Below are 16,430 nucleotides of genomic sequence, written 5' to 3' on the forward strand. Positions count from 1 at the left end.
CGAGCCGTCTTACATCAGACTGGCCGCCGCCGCGCGTTTGCTCGTGCCGTGCGGCGCAGATGCCGCGGCGTTCTGCGATGCACTGCCGCTGCGCCCCGCGTTTTCCGCGATGATGCGCGCGATCTCCGCGTCGGCTTCGTCGCCGTACTTGTCGAAGACCTTCGTCTGATAGACAGTGTTCGGCGCATTGCCGAGCTGTCCGCCGTTGTCGTTCCGGATATCGACATCGACCTGCATCGACAGGCCGATACGCAACGGATGCTTTTCGAGCTGCTGCGGATCGAGTTCGATCCGCACGGGCAGACGCTGGACGACCTTGATCCAGTTGCCGGTCGCGTTCTGCGCGGGCAGCAGCGAGAACGCCGCGCCGGTGCCGGCCGAAAAGCCAACCACCGTGCCGCGATAGACGACCGACGAACCGTAAATGTCCGCCGTCAGTTCGACCGGCTGGCCGATGCGCATATGCCGGAGCTGACCTTCCTTGAAGTTGGCGTCGACCCACACGCCGTTGAGCGGCACGACCGCCATCAACGGCGTGCCCGGCGCTACGCGCTGGCCGACCTGCACCGAGCGCTTCGCGACGTAGCCAGTGACGGGCGCGGGCAGCGTGTTGCGCGCGTTGTTCAGATACGCATCGCGCACCTTGGCGGCGGCGGCCATCACGTTCGGGTGGTTGGTGATCGTCGTGTTCGATGTCAGCGCGCGGTTGGCCGCGAGTTGCTGCCTCGCGGCGTCGAGCGCTGCCTGCGCGCCGCGGACCGCGTCGCGCGCGTGCGAGATTTCTTCGGCCGAGACTGCGCCGGTCTGCGCGACGGTCAGACGGCGGCGCAGATCGTCCTGCGCGCGCGACAGATCCGACTCGCGCAGCGCCACTTGCGCCTGATACTGGTTGTCGTCCACATAGAGGCCGCGCACCTGGCGTACGACCTGGGCGAGATTCGCTTCGGCTTGCTGCAGCGCGACGCGCGCATCGGCCGGATCGAGCACGACGACCGGGTCGCCGACCTTGACGGTCTGCGTGTCGTCGGCGTTGACCGCGATGACGGTGCCGGTCACCTGCGGCGTGATCTGCACGACGTTGCCGTTGACGTAGGCATCGTCGGTCGTTTCATGAAAGCGCGCGACGAGGAAGTAGTACGCGCCGTAGCCGATCGCGGCAAGCAGGATGATGACGACAAGCACCGTCATCATCCGTTTGCGTTTGCCGCTGTTGTTCGAAGGGCGCGCATTCGGCGCGGGTTGTTGTTGAGGCGTGCTCATGATGTACTCCGTATTCTTCCGTGTCTCTTATGTGTTGCTTGCGTGTCGTGTGGTGTTCGATGCGCGGCGGGTGGAGCTGGTGCGCCGCAATCGGGCTTCCATGTACGGGCAACCCGTTGCGGGCAGGCTCAGTTCGCCATCTGCGCCGAAGCGGCGGCGGTCGTCGCGCTGTCGGTGCGCGCTTGCGCCTCGGTTGCGTCGCTGGCGGCGGCCGGCGAGTCAGGCGGTGCCGCGAGACCGACGGCCGTCGCGTCGAAGCCGCCGCCGAGCGCCTTCACGAGGCCGATCTGCAAATCGCGGCGGCGCATCTTCAGGTTCGTCACCGCCTGCTCGGCGGCGAGCCGGTTGTCGTCGGCGTTGAGCACCTGCAGTTGCGGCGACAGGCCTGCGCGGTAGCGGATCACCGCGAGCTGATACGCCTTCGTCGATGCATCGAGTGCGCGTTGCGCGTCGCCTTCCTGCTTGTCGATCGAACGGATCGATTTGATCTGGGTGGCGACGTCGTTCAGTGCGTTGACGAGCGTCTGGTTGTAGTTCGCGACGTCGAGGTCGAAGTCCGCATAGCGGCCCTTGAGCTGGGCGCGCAGTGCGCCCGCATCGAAGATCGGCAGATGAATCGCCGGCCCGGCCATCACCTGGCGGCTTGCCCAAAGAAAGAGGTCGCTCCAGCCGAACGCGTCGAAGCCGAAGGTGGCGGCGAGGTTCACGTCCGGGAAGAACTCCGCCTTCGCTTCCTTGACGTCTTGCAGCGCCGCTTCGACCTGCCAGCGCGCCGCGACGAGATCGGGACGGCGCGAGACGAGATCGGCCGGCAGGTTGCCGGGCAGAGCGACCGCGTCGCCGGCGTTCAGCACGGGTTGAGCGATCTGCAGACCGCGGTCCGGACCCTTGCCGAGCAGCGCGCCCAGCTGATAGCGCACGACGGTGATCTGGCCGTCGAGGTCGGTCAGCGACGACTGGCTCGTCGCGATGTTGCCGTTCGCGGTCTGCCGTTCGACGTTCGTGTCGAGCCCCGCGCCGACGCGGTCGTTCGTAATCGAACCGACAGTCTGACGGTTCTGGATCTCGCGCTGCGCGATGTCGCGCAGCGCATACAGCTGCGCGAGCCGGTTATACGTACTCGCGACCGACGCCGCGAGCGTCACGCGCACCTGCTGCATCTCGGCTTGAGCGGCTTTTTCCTTCGATACCGCGGCTTGCAGCTTCGCGCGGTTTTTGCCCCAGAGGTCGAGTTCCCAGGTCGCGTTCGCGATCACGCTATTCTCGCTGTCCCACTTGCCGCCGATCGGCGGAACGAAGAGGCCGTTCGGCGAATAGCGTTCCCGCGTCCACGTATAGCTGCCGGTGACCTGCGGGAATAGCGCCGAGCGCGAGCTTTCGATATACGACTGTGCCTTCTCGAGGCGTGCCTGCGCCTGCGCGACCGACGGGTTGCCGGCGAGCGCCTCGTCGATCAGCTTCGGCAGCTGCGGGTCGCCGAATTGATTGGCCCAGTCGAGCGACGGCCACGCACCGCCTTCGTCCGGCATGCTTTGCGTAGCCTCGTATTGCGCGGGCGCGGCAATCTGCTTGTCGCTGCTGATGCCGATGTAGTTCGCGCACCCCGACAGGGCGAGGGCCATTGCCGTCAGCGCGACCGACGCGGCGGAAACGGCAGCAGCCCGGCACGGCCGGCCGGGCGCGAACGAAAGGTACGACTTCATTTATCCGTCCCTTGCTTGTAATAAATATTGGTAATGGACACTGCAACTACTTTGCCGCGGCTTGGCCTCTCAATTGCTTGCCGTGTCACGGGTTATGCCGTTTGAATCGACGTTATTGGCGAGCACGCGCCTGAGCATGCTCTTGAGGAAGCCCACCTCCTCGGGCGTAAAACCGGACAGCAGTTTATCCAGCACGCTCGTAAAGATGGCCGGCAGCCTGGCCGCAATCGCACAGCCTTCCGCCGTAAGCGCCAGGCGCACGACGCGCCGGTCCTCGCTGCTGCGCACGCGGGTCAGAAGGCCGCGTTTTTCGAGGCGGTCGACCAGACGGGTGACCGCGCTCGCATCGATGCCGTACTCGCGCGCAAGCTCCGCGGCAAGCAGGCACTTGCCGCTCGCGACCATGAACAGAATGCTGGCTTGCGTGCTGGTAATGCCGAGCTCGGCCATCGCCTTTTGCGTGACCATGTTCGACATCGTCGATTTCACGCGGGAAATCAGGTAGCCGACACTTTCCGCGAGCTGATAGTCGCGAATCTCGGGTGGCGGCGTGGAAGACGGGTCCGTCATGTTTCTTATGCGACAGCAATGGTTGACTAGGCATGATTATAAGAACGCTTAATTGACATGGCAAGCGTTCTTACAGATTAGGTAAGGGTGTGTTGTTACACAAGCGGGCGACGCGCGAAGCTTGCGCGCCCTCAGTCCGCGGCGCGGGCAAAACCGCCGCGGTCGCGGCTTCGCACGGTGCCTATTGGGGAATACGAGGGTGATTGTGCTAAATGCGTCATCGGTCCGTGCTAGAATGTGCGGTTCCCGGAAGTGCGCCCACTTTGCGTTCTGAATGTGCCGAAGCCGTCTTCAGCACTCGCCGCCGGGCACTTCAATCGTCCTCAGGTTCCTATGTCCCGCGCTCTTCGCAATATCGCCATCATCGCCCACGTCGACCACGGCAAAACCACGCTCGTTGACCAGTTGCTCCGCCAGTCCGGCACCTTCCGCGAAAACCAGCAGATCGCGGAACGCGTGATGGATTCGAACGACATCGAAAAAGAGCGCGGCATCACCATTCTCGCGAAGAACTGCGCGGTCGAATACGAAGGCACGCACATCAACATCGTCGACACGCCGGGTCACGCCGACTTCGGCGGCGAAGTGGAGCGCGTGCTGTCGATGGTCGATTCCGTGCTGCTCCTCGTCGACGCCGTCGAAGGTCCGATGCCGCAAACGCGCTTCGTCACGAAGAAGGCGCTCGCGCTCGGCCTGAAGCCGATCGTCGTCGTGAACAAGGTCGACCGGCCGGGCGCGCGTATCGACTGGGTCATCAACCAGACGTTCGATCTGTTCGACAAGCTCGGCGCGACCGAAGAACAGCTCGATTTCCCGGTGGTCTATGCGTCGGGCCTGAACGGCTATGCAGGGCTCGATCCGAGCGTGCGCGAAGGCGATATGCGGCCGCTGTTCGAAGCGATTCTCGAGCACGTGCCGGTGCGCCCGGCAGATCCCGACGGTCCGCTGCAACTGCAGATCACGTCGCTCGATTACTCGACGTATGTCGGCCGGATCGGCGTTGGCCGGATCAATCGCGGCCGCATCAAGCCAGGCCAGGCGGTTGCGCTGCGCTTCGGGCCCGAAGGCGAGGTGCTGAACCGCAAGATCAACCAGGTGCTGTCGTTCTCGGGCCTCGAGCGCGTGCAGGTCGACGAAGCGCAGGCCGGCGACATCGTGCTGATCAACGGCATCGAAGACATCGGTATCGGCGCGACGATCTGCGCGCAGGACAAGCCCGAAGCGTTGCCGATGATCACCGTCGACGAGCCGACGCTCACAATGAACTTCCTCGTGAACTCGTCGCCGCTCGCGGGCAAGGAAGGCAAATTCGTCACGAGCCGCCAGATTCGCGACCGTCTGACGAAGGAGCTGAACCACAACGTCGCATTGCGCGTGCGCGATACCGGCGACGAAACGGTCTTCGAAGTGTCGGGCCGCGGCGAACTGCACCTCACTATCCTGATCGAGAACATGCGCCGCGAAGGGTTCGAGCTCGCCGTGTCGCGGCCGCGCGTCGTGCTGCAGGAAGTCGACGGCGTGAAGCAGGAGCCGTACGAGCTGCTGACCGTCGACGTCGAAGACGGTCATCAGGGCGGCGTGATGGAAGAACTCGGCCGCCGCAAGGGCGAAATGCTCGACATGGCGTCGGATGCCCGCGGCCGCACGCGTCTCGAATACCGCATTCCGGCGCGTGGTTTGATTGGTTTCCAGAGCGAATTCCTCACGCTCACGCGCGGCACGGGTCTGATGAGCCACGTGTTCGACGAATACGGCCCGATCAAGGAAGGTTCGGTCGGCGAGCGCCGCAATGGCGTGCTGATTTCGCAGGACGACGGCGCGGCCGTCGCCTACGCGTTGTGGAAGCTGCAGGATCGCGGCCGCATGTTCGTGAAGCCGGGCGATCCGCTGTACGAAGGCATGATCATCGGCATCCACAGCCGCGATAACGACCTCGTCGTGAACCCGATCAAGGGCAAGCAATTGACGAACGTCCGTGCCTCGGGCACCGACGAAGCGGTGCGCCTCGTCCCGCCGATCCAGATGTCGCTCGAATACGCAGTCGAATTCATCGACGACGACGAACTGGTCGAAGTGACACCGGTTTCGATCCGCCTGCGCAAGCGCCATCTGAAGGAGCACGAGCGTCGCCGCGCGAGCCGCGAAGCTGCGGTCGACTGACCTTGCTGCGCCTTTTCCGCGTGAAGGCGCTACCGCGTCGTCGCCGGGCGCTTTTGCAGTTGCCGGATCACAGAACCGCCCTGATTTTCGGGCGGTTTTTTTATTTCGGCCGCCCTGATATATCAATGGAAGCGGATGCAACCGTTGCGATTTTGCACAAAGTGTTCTGTGCGATTTGAGGCGTGACCGGAAGCGCAATCGGAAGCGCGATTCGAATCGGCGAGGCGGCGATATTGCGGCAGGCAAGCGCGCCAGCAAGCCCGCAGATATATCGCAGCGATCGCGCGAGCACCCCGCGAGCCCTTTTCCAACGGGCGTTCGGGGCCTTTGCAACCCGGCATTCGGGATGGTTATGTGCTATTCTCCGCGGATGCAAGTTTTAGGTCCTTCCAAGCAAGACTTGATTCGCGCAATCCGCTAAACGGTCAGGCCGTGTCGCGGAAGGTTCAACAACCCGCTATTTCTCGAGAAACTCGACGAAAGGTGAGCGTAAACATGATGAAGCAATTCCAGCTGAACTCGTATCTGTTCGGCGGCAATGCTCCGTACGTAGAAGAACTGTACGAAGCGTATCTCGACAATCCGGCGTCAGTGCCCGAGAACTGGCGCAGCTATTTCGACGCGTTGCAGAACACTCCTGCATCGGATGGCACCAGTGCCAACGACGTGGCCCACGGCCCGATCGTCGAATCGTTTGCCCAGCGCGCGAAAGCGAATGCTTTCCTGCCGCGCGTCGCAGGCGGTGCAGAAGAATCCACTGCCCGCAAACAGGTTTTTGTCCAGTCCCTCATCGACGCATACCGCTTCCTTGGCTCGCAATGGGCCAATCTCGATCCGCTGAAGCGCCGCGAACGTCCCCCGATCCCTGAACTCGAACCCGCGTTCTACGACTTCACCGAAGCCGACATGGACCAGGTGTTCAACGCGAACGCGCTGTACTTCGGCTTCGAGCAGGCATCGCTGCGCGACATTGTGAAGAATCTGCGCGACACGTATTGCGGCACGATCGGCGCCGAGTACATGTACATCAGCGATCCCGAGCAGAAGCGCTGGTGGAAGGAACGGCTCGAATCGATCCGCTCGACGCCGAACTTCTCGAACGAGAAGAAGAAGCACATCCTGAACCGCCTGACCGCGGCCGAAGGTCTCGAGCGCTTCCTGCATACGAAGTACGTCGGCCAGAAGCGCTTCTCGCTCGAAGGCGGCGAAAGCTTCATCGCATCGATGGACGAGGTCGTGCGTCACGGCGGCGCAAAGGGCGTGCAGGAAATCGTCATCGGCATGGCGCACCGGGGCCGTCTGAATGTGCTCGTGAACACGCTCGGCAAGATGCCGGCCGACCTGTTCGCCGAATTCGAAGGCAAGCACGTCGACGATCTGCCGGCCGGCGACGTGAAGTACCACAAGGGCTTCTCGTCGGATGTCGCGACCGAAGGCGGCCCGGTTCACCTGTCGCTCGCGTTCAACCCGTCGCACCTCGAAATCGTCAACCCGGTTGTCGAGGGTTCGGCGAAGGCCCGTATGGACCGTCGCGGCGACGACGTCGGCCTGCAGGTGCTGCCGGTGCAGATCCACGGCGACGCGGCCTTCGCCGGCCAGGGCGTCGTGATGGAAACGCTGAACCTCGCGCAGACGCGCGGTTACGGCACGCACGGCACGCTGCATATCGTCATCAACAACCAGATCGGCTTTACGACGTCGGATCCGCGCGACTCGCGCTCCACGCTGTATTGCACGGACGTGGTCAAGATGATCGAGGCGCCGGTGCTGCACGTGAACGGCGACGATCCGGAAGCGGTCGTGCTCGCCACGCAGCTGGCCATCGACTACCGCATGCAGTTCCACAAGGATGTCGTGGTCGACATCATCTGCTTCCGCAAGCTTGGCCACAACGAGCAGGACACGCCGGCGGTCACGCAGCCGCTGATGTACAAGACGATCGCCAGGCACCCGGGCACGCGCGCGCTGTACGCGGAAAAGCTCGTGCAGCAGGGCGTCATCACCGCGGAACAGGGCGACGAGTTCGTCAAGGCCTACCGCAAGGCGATGGACGAAGGCCATCACACGATCGACCCGGTGCTCTCGAACTACAAGAGCAAGTACGCGGTCGACTGGGTGCCGTTCCTGAACCGCAAATGGACCGACGCCGCCGACACGGCCGTGCCGCTCGCGGAACTGAAGCGCCTCGCCGAACGCATCACGACGATTCCGGAAAGCTTCAAGCTGCACCCGCTCGTCGAGCGCGTGATCAACGACCGTCGTGCGATGGGCCGCGGCGAAGCGCCGCTCGACTGGGGCATGGGCGAGCACCTCGCGTTCGCGTCGCTCGTCGCATCGGGCTACGCCGTGCGTCTGACGGGCCAGGATTCGGGCCGCGGCACGTTCACGCACCGTCACGCGGTGCTGCACGACCAGAACCGCGAGCGCTGGAACGACGGCACGTACGTGCCGCTGCAGAACGTCGCGGACGGTCAGGCGAAGTTCACGGTAATCGACTCCGTGCTGTCCGAAGAAGCGGTGCTCGGTTTCGAGTACGGCTACTCGACCGCCGAACCGAACACGTTCGTCGCATGGGAAGGCCAGTTCGGGGACTTCGTGAACGGCGCGCAGGTCGTGATCGACCAGTTCATCTCGTCGGGCGAAGTGAAGTGGGGCCGCGTCTCGGGCCTGACCATGCTGCTGCCGCACGGCTATGAAGGCCAGGGTCCGGAGCATTCGTCGTCGCGCATCGAGCGTTTCCTGCAACTGTGCGCGGACCACAACATGCAAGTGGTCCAGCCGACCACGCCGGCGCAGATTTTCCATCTGATGCGCCGCCAGATGATCCGCCTGTTCCGCAAGCCGCTGATCGTCTTCACGCCGAAGTCGCTGCTGCGTCACAAGGAAGCCGTGTCGGACCTGTCGGAACTCGCGAAGGGTTCGTTCCAGACGGTCATCGGCGAGGTCGACGATTCGATCGATCCGAAGAAGGTCAAGCGCGTGCTCGCGTGTTCGGGCCGCGTGTACTTCGACCTCGTCGCGCATCGCCGCGAAGCGAAGTCGACCGACGTCGCGATCATCCGGGTCGAACAGCTTTATCCGTTTGCGCACAAGCAGTTCGAAGCGGAAATGAAGAAGTACGACAACGCGACCGAGGTGGTCTGGGTGCAGGACGAGCCGCAGAATCAGGGCCCGTGGTTCTACATCGAGCACCACCTGAAGGAAGGCATGAAGGAAGGCCAGAAGCTCGCGTACAGCGGCCGCCCGGCATCGGCATCGCCAGCCGTCGGCTACTACGCGAAGCACTACGAGCAGCAGAAGGCGCTCGTCGAAGGCGCTTTCGGCCGTCTGAAGGGCGCAGCAATCGTTAAATAACGGCAACGCGAACCGGGAAAGCGCAAGCGCGCTTTCCCGCGGCGCATTTCGCAGTGCGCACGCGGTTCGCTTCCCTTAGCGACAGAACGACGTCTCCAGAACAGAGCCTCAGAACACGCGCGAGTCATGCGACGAGTCATTCGCTCAGTCATTCGCTCAGTCACGCAGTGAATCACGCGGTTAGTCAAATACGCTCATACAGAGTCCCAGGAAAATCACATGTCTATTGTTGAAGTCAAGGTTCCCCAGCTTTCCGAGTCGGTGTCCGAAGCCACGATGCTGCAGTGGAAGAAGAAGCCGGGTGAAGCGGTGACGCAGGACGAAATCCTTATTGAAATCGAGACCGATAAAGTCGTGCTCGAAGTGCCGGCGCCGTCCGCCGGCGTGCTCGCGCAGGTCATCAAGCACGACGGCGACATCGTCGTCGCCGACGAAGTGATCGCCAAGATCGACACCGAAGGCAAGGCAGGCGCCGCAGCCGTCGAAGCCGAAGTGAAGCCCGCGCCGCAAGTCGAAGCCGCTCCGGCCCAGGCGGCACAGGCAGCGCCCGCCGCGGCGAACGCGAATGCAGCGTCGTCGCCGGCTGCCACGAAGCTGATGGCCGAGAAGAACCTGTCGGCCGGCGACGTCGCCGGCACGGGCCGCGATGGCCGTATCACGAAGCAGGACGTGGTCGGCGCAGCGGCGGCGGGTTCGGCATCCCCGGCCCCGAAGGCCGCGCCGGCACCGGCTGCCGCACCGAAGGCTGCGCGTCCGTCGCTGCCCGACGTCAAGGCGCCGGGTGCGGATCAATGGCTGCAGGATCGTCCGGAGCAGCGTGTGCCGATGTCGCGCCTGCGCGCGCGTATCGCCGAGCGTCTGCTCGAGTCGCAGCAAACGAACGCGATCCTCACGACGTTCAACGAAGTGAACATGGCTCCGGTCATGGATCTGCGCAACAAGTACAAGGACCGCTTCGAGAAGGAACACGGCGTGAAGCTCGGCTTCATGTCGTTCTTCGTGAAGGCGGCCGTCCATGCGCTGAAGAAATTCCCGCTCGTGAACGCGTCGATCGACGGTAACGACATCGTCTATCACGGCTACTTCGACATCGGTATCGCCGTCGGCTCGCCGCGCGGCCTCGTCGTGCCGATCCTGCGCAACGCAGACCAGATGAGCCTCGCCGACATCGAAAAGAAGATCGCCGAATTCGGCCAGAAGGCGAAGGACGGCAAGCTGTCGATCGAAGAAATGACGGGCGGCACGTTCTCGATCTCGAACGGCGGCGTGTTCGGTTCGATGCTGTCGACGCCGATCATCAACCCGCCGCAGTCGGCCATTCTGGGCGTGCATGCGACGAAGGAGCGGCCGGTTGTCGAGAACGGCCAGATCGTGATCCGTCCGATCAACTACCTCGCGCTGTCGTACGATCACCGGATCATCGACGGGCGTGAAGCGGTGCTGTCGCTCGTCGCAATGAAGGATGCGCTCGAAGATCCGGCGCGCCTGCTGCTCGACCTGTAAGCCGCCGTACAGCGCCTCGCGCTTGCCTCGGTCGTAGCGAGGCAACGCGCATGTCGTTCACAGTACGCAGTCAGTACCGGAGTGTCGCGCGCCACGAAGCGTGGCTGCGCGGCGCCTTCCCCTCCAAAGGATTGTCATGTCCAAAGAATTTGACGTCGTCGTGATCGGTGCCGGTCCCGGCGGCTATATCGCCGCGATCCGCGCCGCGCAACTCGGCAAGAGCGTCGCCTGTATCGAAAAGTGGAAGAACCCGGCCGGCGCGCTGAAGCTCGGCGGCACGTGTCTGAACGTCGGCTGCATCCCGTCGAAGGCGCTGCTCGCCTCGTCGGAAGAATTCGAGAACGCGTCGCACCATCTCGCGGACCACGGCATCAGCGTGGAAAACGTCAAGGTCGACATCGCGAAGATGCTGTCGCGCAAGGAAAGCATCGTCGAGAAGATGACGAAGGGCATCGAGTTCCTGTTCCGCAAGAACAAGATCACGTGGCTCAAGGGCCACGGCAAGTTCACGGGCAAGAGCGACGCCGGCGTGCAGATCGAAGTCAGCGGCGAAGGCGAAACCGAGACCGTCGTCGCGAAGAACGTGATCATCGCGACGGGTTCGAAGGCGCGCCATCTGCCGAACGTGCCGGTCGACAACAGGATCGTTGCCGATAACGAAGGCGCGCTGTCGTTCACCGAAGTGCCGAAGAAGCTCGCCGTGATCGGCGCGGGCGTGATCGGACTCGAACTCGGCTCGGTGTGGCGGCGTCTGGGCGCCGACGTGACGGTGCTCGAAGCGCTGCCCGAGTTCCTCGGTGCGGCCGACCAGGCGCTCGCGAAGGAAGCCGCGAAGCAGTTCAGGAAGCAGGGCCTCGACATTCACGTCGGCGTGAAGGTGGGCGAAGTGAAGACCACTGCGAACAGCGTGTCGATCGCTTACACGGACAAGGACGGCAACGCGCAGACGCTCGACGCCGACCGCCTGATCGTGTCGATCGGCCGCGTGCCGAATACCGACAATCTCGGTCTCGAGGCGATCGGCCTGAAGGCGAACGAGCGCGGTTTTATCGACGTCGACGATCACTGTGCGACGAGCGTGCCGAACGTCTACGCGATTGGCGATGTCGTGCGCGGTCCGATGCTCGCGCACAAGGCCGAAGACGAAGGCGTGCTGGTCGCCGAAATCATCGACGGGCAGAAGCCGCATATCGACTACAACTGCATTCCGTGGGTGATCTACACCGAGCCGGAAATCGCATGGGTCGGCAAGACCGAGCAGCAGTTGAAGGCCGAAGGCCGCGAGATCAAGACGGGCCAGTTCCCGTTCATGGCGAATGGTCGTGCGCTCGGCATCAATCGAGCCGATGGTTTCGTCAAGATGATCGCCGACGCGAAGACCGACGAGCTGCTCGGCGTGCATATCATTTCGGCGAATGCGTCCGATCTGATCGCGGAAGCCGTGGTGGCGATGGAGTTCAAGGCCGCGTCGGAAGATATCGGCCGCATTTGCCATCCGCATCCGTCGCTGTCCGAGGTGATGCGTGAAGCGGCGCTCGCCGTCGACAAGCGCGCGCTGAACATGTAAGTCCGAAGAGCCCGATTCCTCGCATTGGGTATCACGACGAAGGCGGGCAGGGTGCGAACCCTCCCGCCTTCGTCTTATCTGCTGTGCAAGTGCGCCGATCGCACAAGTCACATGAGCTACACAAGCCGCACAAGATGAACGTCACCGAATACTACGAAAACGAACTGCAGACTCGGGGTTATCAGTCCGACCCGGCGCAACGCGCGGCAGTCGATCGTCTGCAGCGATGCTATGAAGAGTGGGTGGCGTACAAGGCGCGCCGGCCGAATGCGTTCATGAAGCTGATCATGCATCCGGACTTGCCGCGCGGCGTCTACATGTGGGGTGGCGTGGGCCGCGGCAAGAGCTTCCTGATGGACAGCTTCTATATGATCGTGCCGCTCACGCGCAAGACACGCCTGCACTTCCACGAATTCATGCGCGAAGTGCATCGCGAACTCGACGAGCTGAAAGGACAGGCCGATCCGCTCGACGAGCTCGCACGCCGGATCGCGAAGCGCTACCGGCTCATCTGCTTCGACGAATTCCACGTGTCGGACATTGCCGATGCGATGATTCTGTACCGGCTGCTCGACCGGCTGTTTACGAACGGCGTGCAGTTCGTGATGACGTCCAACTACGACCCCGATACGCTGTATCCGGACGGTTTGCACCGCGACCGCATGCTGCCCGCGATCGAGCTCATCAAGAGCAAGCTCGATGTGATCAATGTCGATGCGGGTGTCGATTACCGTCAGCGCACGCTGTCGCAGGTCGAGGTCTATCACACGCCGCTTGGCGCCGCCGCCGACAGGGCATTGCGCGATGCCTACGCGCGGCTCGCCGCAGTGCCCGACGAAAGTCCGCTGCTGCATATCGAAAAGCGCGAGCTGAAGGCGCTGCGCCGCGCGGACGGCGTCGTCTGGTTCGACTTCGCGACGCTGTGCGGCGGTCCGCGCTCGCAGAACGACTATCTGGAGCTCGCGTCGCGCTTTCATGCGGTGATCCTTTCCGACGTGCCGCAAATGACGCCGCGCATGCAATCGGAAGCGCGCCGCTTCACGTGGCTCATCGACGTGTTCTACGACCACAAGGTGAAACTGCTGATGTCGGCAGCGGTCCCGCCCGAACAGCTCTACGTGGAAGGGCCGATGGCGAACGAGTTCGCGCGGACCGTGTCGCGCATCGTCGAAATGCAATCGAAGGAATATCTGGATACGCCACGGCGCACCGTCGACACATCGCTTACGTAGTGATGGAATTGAACCGAACGAGATAACGCGCGGCGCGTTGCGCCGAACGGCATAGGGACGCGTCGCATTTTCAAGATTCGGATTGTTCTGATATTCGGTGTGTGGGTCAGTCGATATCGTCGTCGGGTATCGACGAAGGAGGATACCTTGACCCCATACCGTGATTTAACCGATGAGGAGTGGCTGCGCGTCGCGCCGCTGCTTCCTGAACTACGGCCGCGTTCCGAACTGCGCGGCCGGCCTCTTGCCAACACCCGGGCCGTGCTCAACGGCGTGCTGTGGGTGATGTACAGCGGCGCTACGTGGTCCGCCATGCCGCGCAAATACCCGTCGTATCAAACCTGCCATCGCCGCTTCAAGGCGTGGCATCAGTCCGGCGTGCTCAAGCGCATGCTCGAGCAACTGTTCGGCGCGGCGGGCACGGACCTGTGCAACTCGATCGAAGCGCGCATGCGCGTCCATGTCGCGGGTCAGGCGGACGAACTATCCGTTGCCGCAGCGCCTGTCGAGTACGCACAAGCGCCGTCCAGCGCGCCGGTGTATGGGTATGGCGGCTCGCTCAAGCGTGCGGCGTAACGGATGCGCTACGCCAGGCAGTCAGTCGAACGAGGCGAATCGCGCAAAGCGCGTTTCCTTTGAAGAAGCAGCCGGCCGGCAGGTCCATACCGCCGGCCGTTTTTCATACGCGAAGGCATCACGTGCCGGTCGCTCATTCCTCACGAATCCACGTCTGCGACCGGCCGAGCAGCGAGATGCCGATATAGCCGCGCACGATAAGCTTCTGCCCGCCGTCTTCGGTGTGCATCTTGCATCGGTAGACCTTGCCGTTGTCGGGGTCGAGGATCTGCCCGCCGTCCCAGCCGTCGCCGTCCTTTTTCATATCGTTGATGATCGTCATCCCGATGATCGGCTGATCCTTGCGCGCGTCGGTACACGCGGTGCACCGGCGGCCGGGCGGCTCGTTCGGGTTGAGCCCCTTGATCACCTTGCCGGTTAGCGTGCCGTTCTCGTCCTGCGCGATCTGCACGATTGCCTTGGGCTGATGCGTATGATCGTCGACGGTCTGCCACATGCCGACGGGGCTGCTGCCTTGTGCAAATGCAGCAGCGGCGCTTGCGAACAGCACACCGGCCAGGGTCGCGTTGCACAGTGCGCGACCGAAGAATTGCGTCATTGTTGTGCTCCTTGTTCGTATCGTCGCGAAGGCGAGACGCGTCGGTCATTTCCCGGTCATCTCGGCCGGATGCATTGTGAATCACATTCGCGGGAGGCTTCTTTCGGCGTTTCGTTTGTGCGCTTGCTTCTGCGCGTGCAGCGTGCCGCGCGAACCGGCTTCGCTGCGGGCCGGTACGGTCGATGTCGCAGAATATGTTAGAGGACGCGCGCTGTCTGATAGGAAGTCTTCTAATCGCCGGCGCGTGACGCCGGCGCTATTCGGTTCGAGCGATACAAAAAGGCCGCATCAAACCGCAACTGACGGACGGATGACCGACGTGTGTCTCCGACGCGCGGACGCCCGATCGATGGGCATGCCGCAATGCGAGTGATGATGCCCTGGTAGTGCGAAGCATCGACCGTCGCCTTGACGACGTCGTGGTCATCGTTCGGCACTGCACCGACTGCGACGACGTTCGAGCATCGTCGCGCCTCTTTGGCATAGAGACGAGACGTGCGACTGCTGACGCGGTGACGCCAGCCCGTTTTCGCGATTGCCTGCGGGCCCCGAGCGGCTGGGACGATCGAAAGAGATGCCGGTGCCAGTATCGAACCGCTCATGCTCGCCAGAGAGTGCGAGCGTGGTCGTGACATCGCGAGGCGGCTACCTCGCGACAACCCTGCACGCCGTGGATTGCGTCGACGACATGCGCCGGGCGGCCGATCTGCCGTTATCGGCCGGCAGATGCGGCCGTGGTCCCCGGTTCCCGGCAACGTCAACGAACTTCACAACGCGATGGCTCGGATCGGCGTGACGTGCCGCTAGCCCGCGCGTGGAATGCGGTGCGCTGCAGCGTCTTCTGACGCTTGCGCGCAACGGTCGGCAGGCACCCGACGCGGTACCGCTGAGGTGCCGATCGACCGCGGCAAGCGCGATATCAACGAGCGAAACCGCGTGCGGGCAGCGTCGAACGCGAACCGCTGCCGGCGCCAGTTAGCGGCGCGACACCTCGGCGTTCGTTCCAAAGGGCGGGGAAGAAGATGAGGAAGTATCAAATTTTCGACGATGAACCCGAAACGCGAGAAACTGAGTAATAATGAGACGATTGGGTGAAAACAAAAAACTGTTCAAAGCAGGAATTACATGGACCAGAAGTCGAAAGCCCGGCAGATCGTGCTGTCGGTATTGATCGCGACCGGGGGAATGCAGGCCGCCTTTGCGCAGGAAGCGGTGTCGGACAGTGCCGCGAGCGGGGTGGCCGTGGAAACGACAGCGGCGGCGCAGCCCGATACGCTGGCGGCTTCGTCCGTCACATCGGGCCAAACGATTGCGCTGACGCCGGACGAGGCAAAGCAGTCTGCTACAGGCAATGTGGCAGAACTGCAACAGATGATCCACGGCCCCAACCTGACCGAAATGCGCACGACGTACAACGGCAGTTATGGCGCGAGCCTGATGTTCTACGGCAAGGAGGTGACGTACTACGTCGCGCTCTTCCAGAAGAAAAACTTCTGGCGTGTGATCAAGACCTCCGACGATCAGCGCGCCGAGATGATCTATCGCGACTTCGTGCGCCAGACCGCGCAACTGTCCGAAGTCGAAATCCGGCGCACGAAGCTCGAAGCGCAAAAGGCGTTCACCGATCACCTGATCGAATTGTCGCAGGACCGCGCGAACCGGTTGCAGGCCGATCTGTCGATCGCGCGCCAGCAGCAGACGATCGTGAACAGCCAGCAGGCGCAGAACCGCGCCGAAGCGAGCGCGTTGCAGCAACAGAAGACGCAGGCACAAGCCCAACTGCGCGATGCGCAGCGCCAGGTGCGCGAACTGCAGCGCCAGCTGGACAGCGGTCTGCCGATTCGTTGATCGAACGCGCCATAGTAGTGCGCGTGCTGAACGCGCTGCGCTACGGCGTGCTGCCTGGA

11 protein-coding genes are annotated in these 16,430 nt (G+C 63.1%); 7 read left to right on the forward strand and 4 right to left on the reverse strand.

Annotated features, from left to right (window positions below; translation table 11 throughout):
- Positions 1-9 precede the first annotated feature (9 nt).
- The 3 genes from QYH69_RS11655 to QYH69_RS11665 all read right to left on the reverse strand — a co-directional run bounded on the left by QYH69_RS11655 (position 10) and on the right by QYH69_RS11665 (position 3,533).
- Positions 10-1,260: an HlyD family secretion protein gene (locus tag QYH69_RS11655; RefSeq protein WP_308832003.1), complete on the reverse strand. Its 1,251-nt coding sequence runs from the start codon at positions 1,258-1,260 to the stop codon at positions 10-12.
- Between the two features lie 128 nt (positions 1,261-1,388).
- A complete protein-coding gene (locus QYH69_RS11660; RefSeq protein ID WP_308832004.1) occupies positions 1,389-2,963 on the reverse strand; it encodes an efflux transporter outer membrane subunit in 1,575 nt (524 codons plus the stop codon).
- Between the two features lie 69 nt (positions 2,964-3,032).
- Complete coding sequence (locus QYH69_RS11665; RefSeq protein ID WP_308832005.1) at positions 3,033-3,533, reverse strand: MarR family winged helix-turn-helix transcriptional regulator; 501 nt, start codon at positions 3,531-3,533, stop codon at positions 3,033-3,035.
- Positions 3,534-3,866: 333 nt separating this feature from the next.
- On the opposite strand from QYH69_RS11665, the gene typA reads away from it, so the two are divergent.
- The 6 genes from typA to QYH69_RS11695 all read left to right on the forward strand — a co-directional run bounded on the left by typA (position 3,867) and on the right by QYH69_RS11695 (position 13,925).
- On the forward strand, positions 3,867-5,693 hold the full coding sequence (gene typA / locus QYH69_RS11670; protein WP_308832006.1) for a translational GTPase TypA: 1,827 nt from the start codon (positions 3,867-3,869) through the stop codon (positions 5,691-5,693).
- Between the two features lie 495 nt (positions 5,694-6,188).
- On the forward strand, positions 6,189-9,047 hold the full coding sequence (locus QYH69_RS11675; RefSeq protein ID WP_308832007.1) for a 2-oxoglutarate dehydrogenase E1 component: 2,859 nt from the start codon (positions 6,189-6,191) through the stop codon (positions 9,045-9,047).
- Positions 9,048-9,266: 219 nt separating this feature from the next.
- On the forward strand, positions 9,267-10,550 hold the full coding sequence (gene odhB, locus QYH69_RS11680) for a 2-oxoglutarate dehydrogenase complex dihydrolipoyllysine-residue succinyltransferase (protein WP_308832008.1): 1,284 nt from the start codon (positions 9,267-9,269) through the stop codon (positions 10,548-10,550).
- A gap of 136 nt (positions 10,551-10,686) precedes the next feature.
- Entirely contained in the window at positions 10,687-12,117 is a 1,431-nt protein-coding gene (lpdA, locus tag QYH69_RS11685; protein WP_308832009.1) for a dihydrolipoyl dehydrogenase, read from the forward strand.
- A gap of 134 nt (positions 12,118-12,251) precedes the next feature.
- Positions 12,252-13,349 (forward strand): cell division protein ZapE, encoded by a 1,098-nt coding sequence (gene zapE, locus QYH69_RS11690; protein ID WP_308832010.1) that lies wholly within the window; start codon positions 12,252-12,254, stop codon positions 13,347-13,349.
- A gap of 147 nt (positions 13,350-13,496) precedes the next feature.
- A complete protein-coding gene (locus QYH69_RS11695) occupies positions 13,497-13,925 on the forward strand; it encodes a transposase (protein ID WP_308832011.1) in 429 nt (142 codons plus the stop codon).
- Between the two features lie 133 nt (positions 13,926-14,058).
- On the opposite strand, the gene QYH69_RS11700 is transcribed toward QYH69_RS11695, so the two are convergent.
- Positions 14,059-14,523, reverse strand: coding sequence for a DUF2147 domain-containing protein (locus QYH69_RS11700; protein ID WP_308832012.1), 465 nt, complete (start codon positions 14,521-14,523; stop codon positions 14,059-14,061).
- A gap of 1,125 nt (positions 14,524-15,648) precedes the next feature.
- On the opposite strand from QYH69_RS11700, the gene QYH69_RS11705 reads away from it, so the two are divergent.
- Entirely contained in the window at positions 15,649-16,371 is a 723-nt protein-coding gene (locus QYH69_RS11705) for a DUF2968 domain-containing protein (protein ID WP_308832013.1), read from the forward strand.
- The last annotated feature ends 59 nt before the right edge of the window (positions 16,372-16,430 follow it).

The sequence above is a fragment of the Paraburkholderia sp. SARCC-3016 genome (genome assembly GCF_031119615.1).
Taxonomy (GTDB): Bacteria; Pseudomonadota; Gammaproteobacteria; order Burkholderiales; family Burkholderiaceae; genus Paraburkholderia.

Bases quoted from the DNA above. Each gene is read 5' to 3' on its own strand.
- odhB (WP_308832008.1), top strand. From the start codon at position 9,267: ATGTCTATTGTTGAAGTCAAGGTTCCCCAGCTTTCCGAGTCGGTGTCC.
- QYH69_RS11655 (WP_308832003.1), bottom strand. From the start codon at position 1,260: ATGAGCACGCCTCAACAACAACCCGCGCCGAATGCGCGCCCTTCGAAC.
- QYH69_RS11700 (WP_308832012.1), bottom strand. From the start codon at position 14,523: ATGACGCAATTCTTCGGTCGCGCACTGTGCAACGCGACCCTGGCCGGT.
- lpdA (WP_308832009.1), top strand. From the start codon at position 10,687: ATGTCCAAAGAATTTGACGTCGTCGTGATCGGTGCCGGTCCCGGCGGC.
- zapE (WP_308832010.1), top strand. From the start codon at position 12,252: ATGAACGTCACCGAATACTACGAAAACGAACTGCAGACTCGGGGTTAT.
- QYH69_RS11705 (WP_308832013.1), top strand. From the start codon at position 15,649: ATGGACCAGAAGTCGAAAGCCCGGCAGATCGTGCTGTCGGTATTGATC.
- QYH69_RS11660 (WP_308832004.1), bottom strand. From the start codon at position 2,963: ATGAAGTCGTACCTTTCGTTCGCGCCCGGCCGGCCGTGCCGGGCTGCT.
- QYH69_RS11675 (WP_308832007.1), top strand. From the start codon at position 6,189: ATGATGAAGCAATTCCAGCTGAACTCGTATCTGTTCGGCGGCAATGCT.
- typA (WP_308832006.1), top strand. From the start codon at position 3,867: ATGTCCCGCGCTCTTCGCAATATCGCCATCATCGCCCACGTCGACCAC.
- QYH69_RS11665 (WP_308832005.1), bottom strand. From the start codon at position 3,533: ATGACGGACCCGTCTTCCACGCCGCCACCCGAGATTCGCGACTATCAG.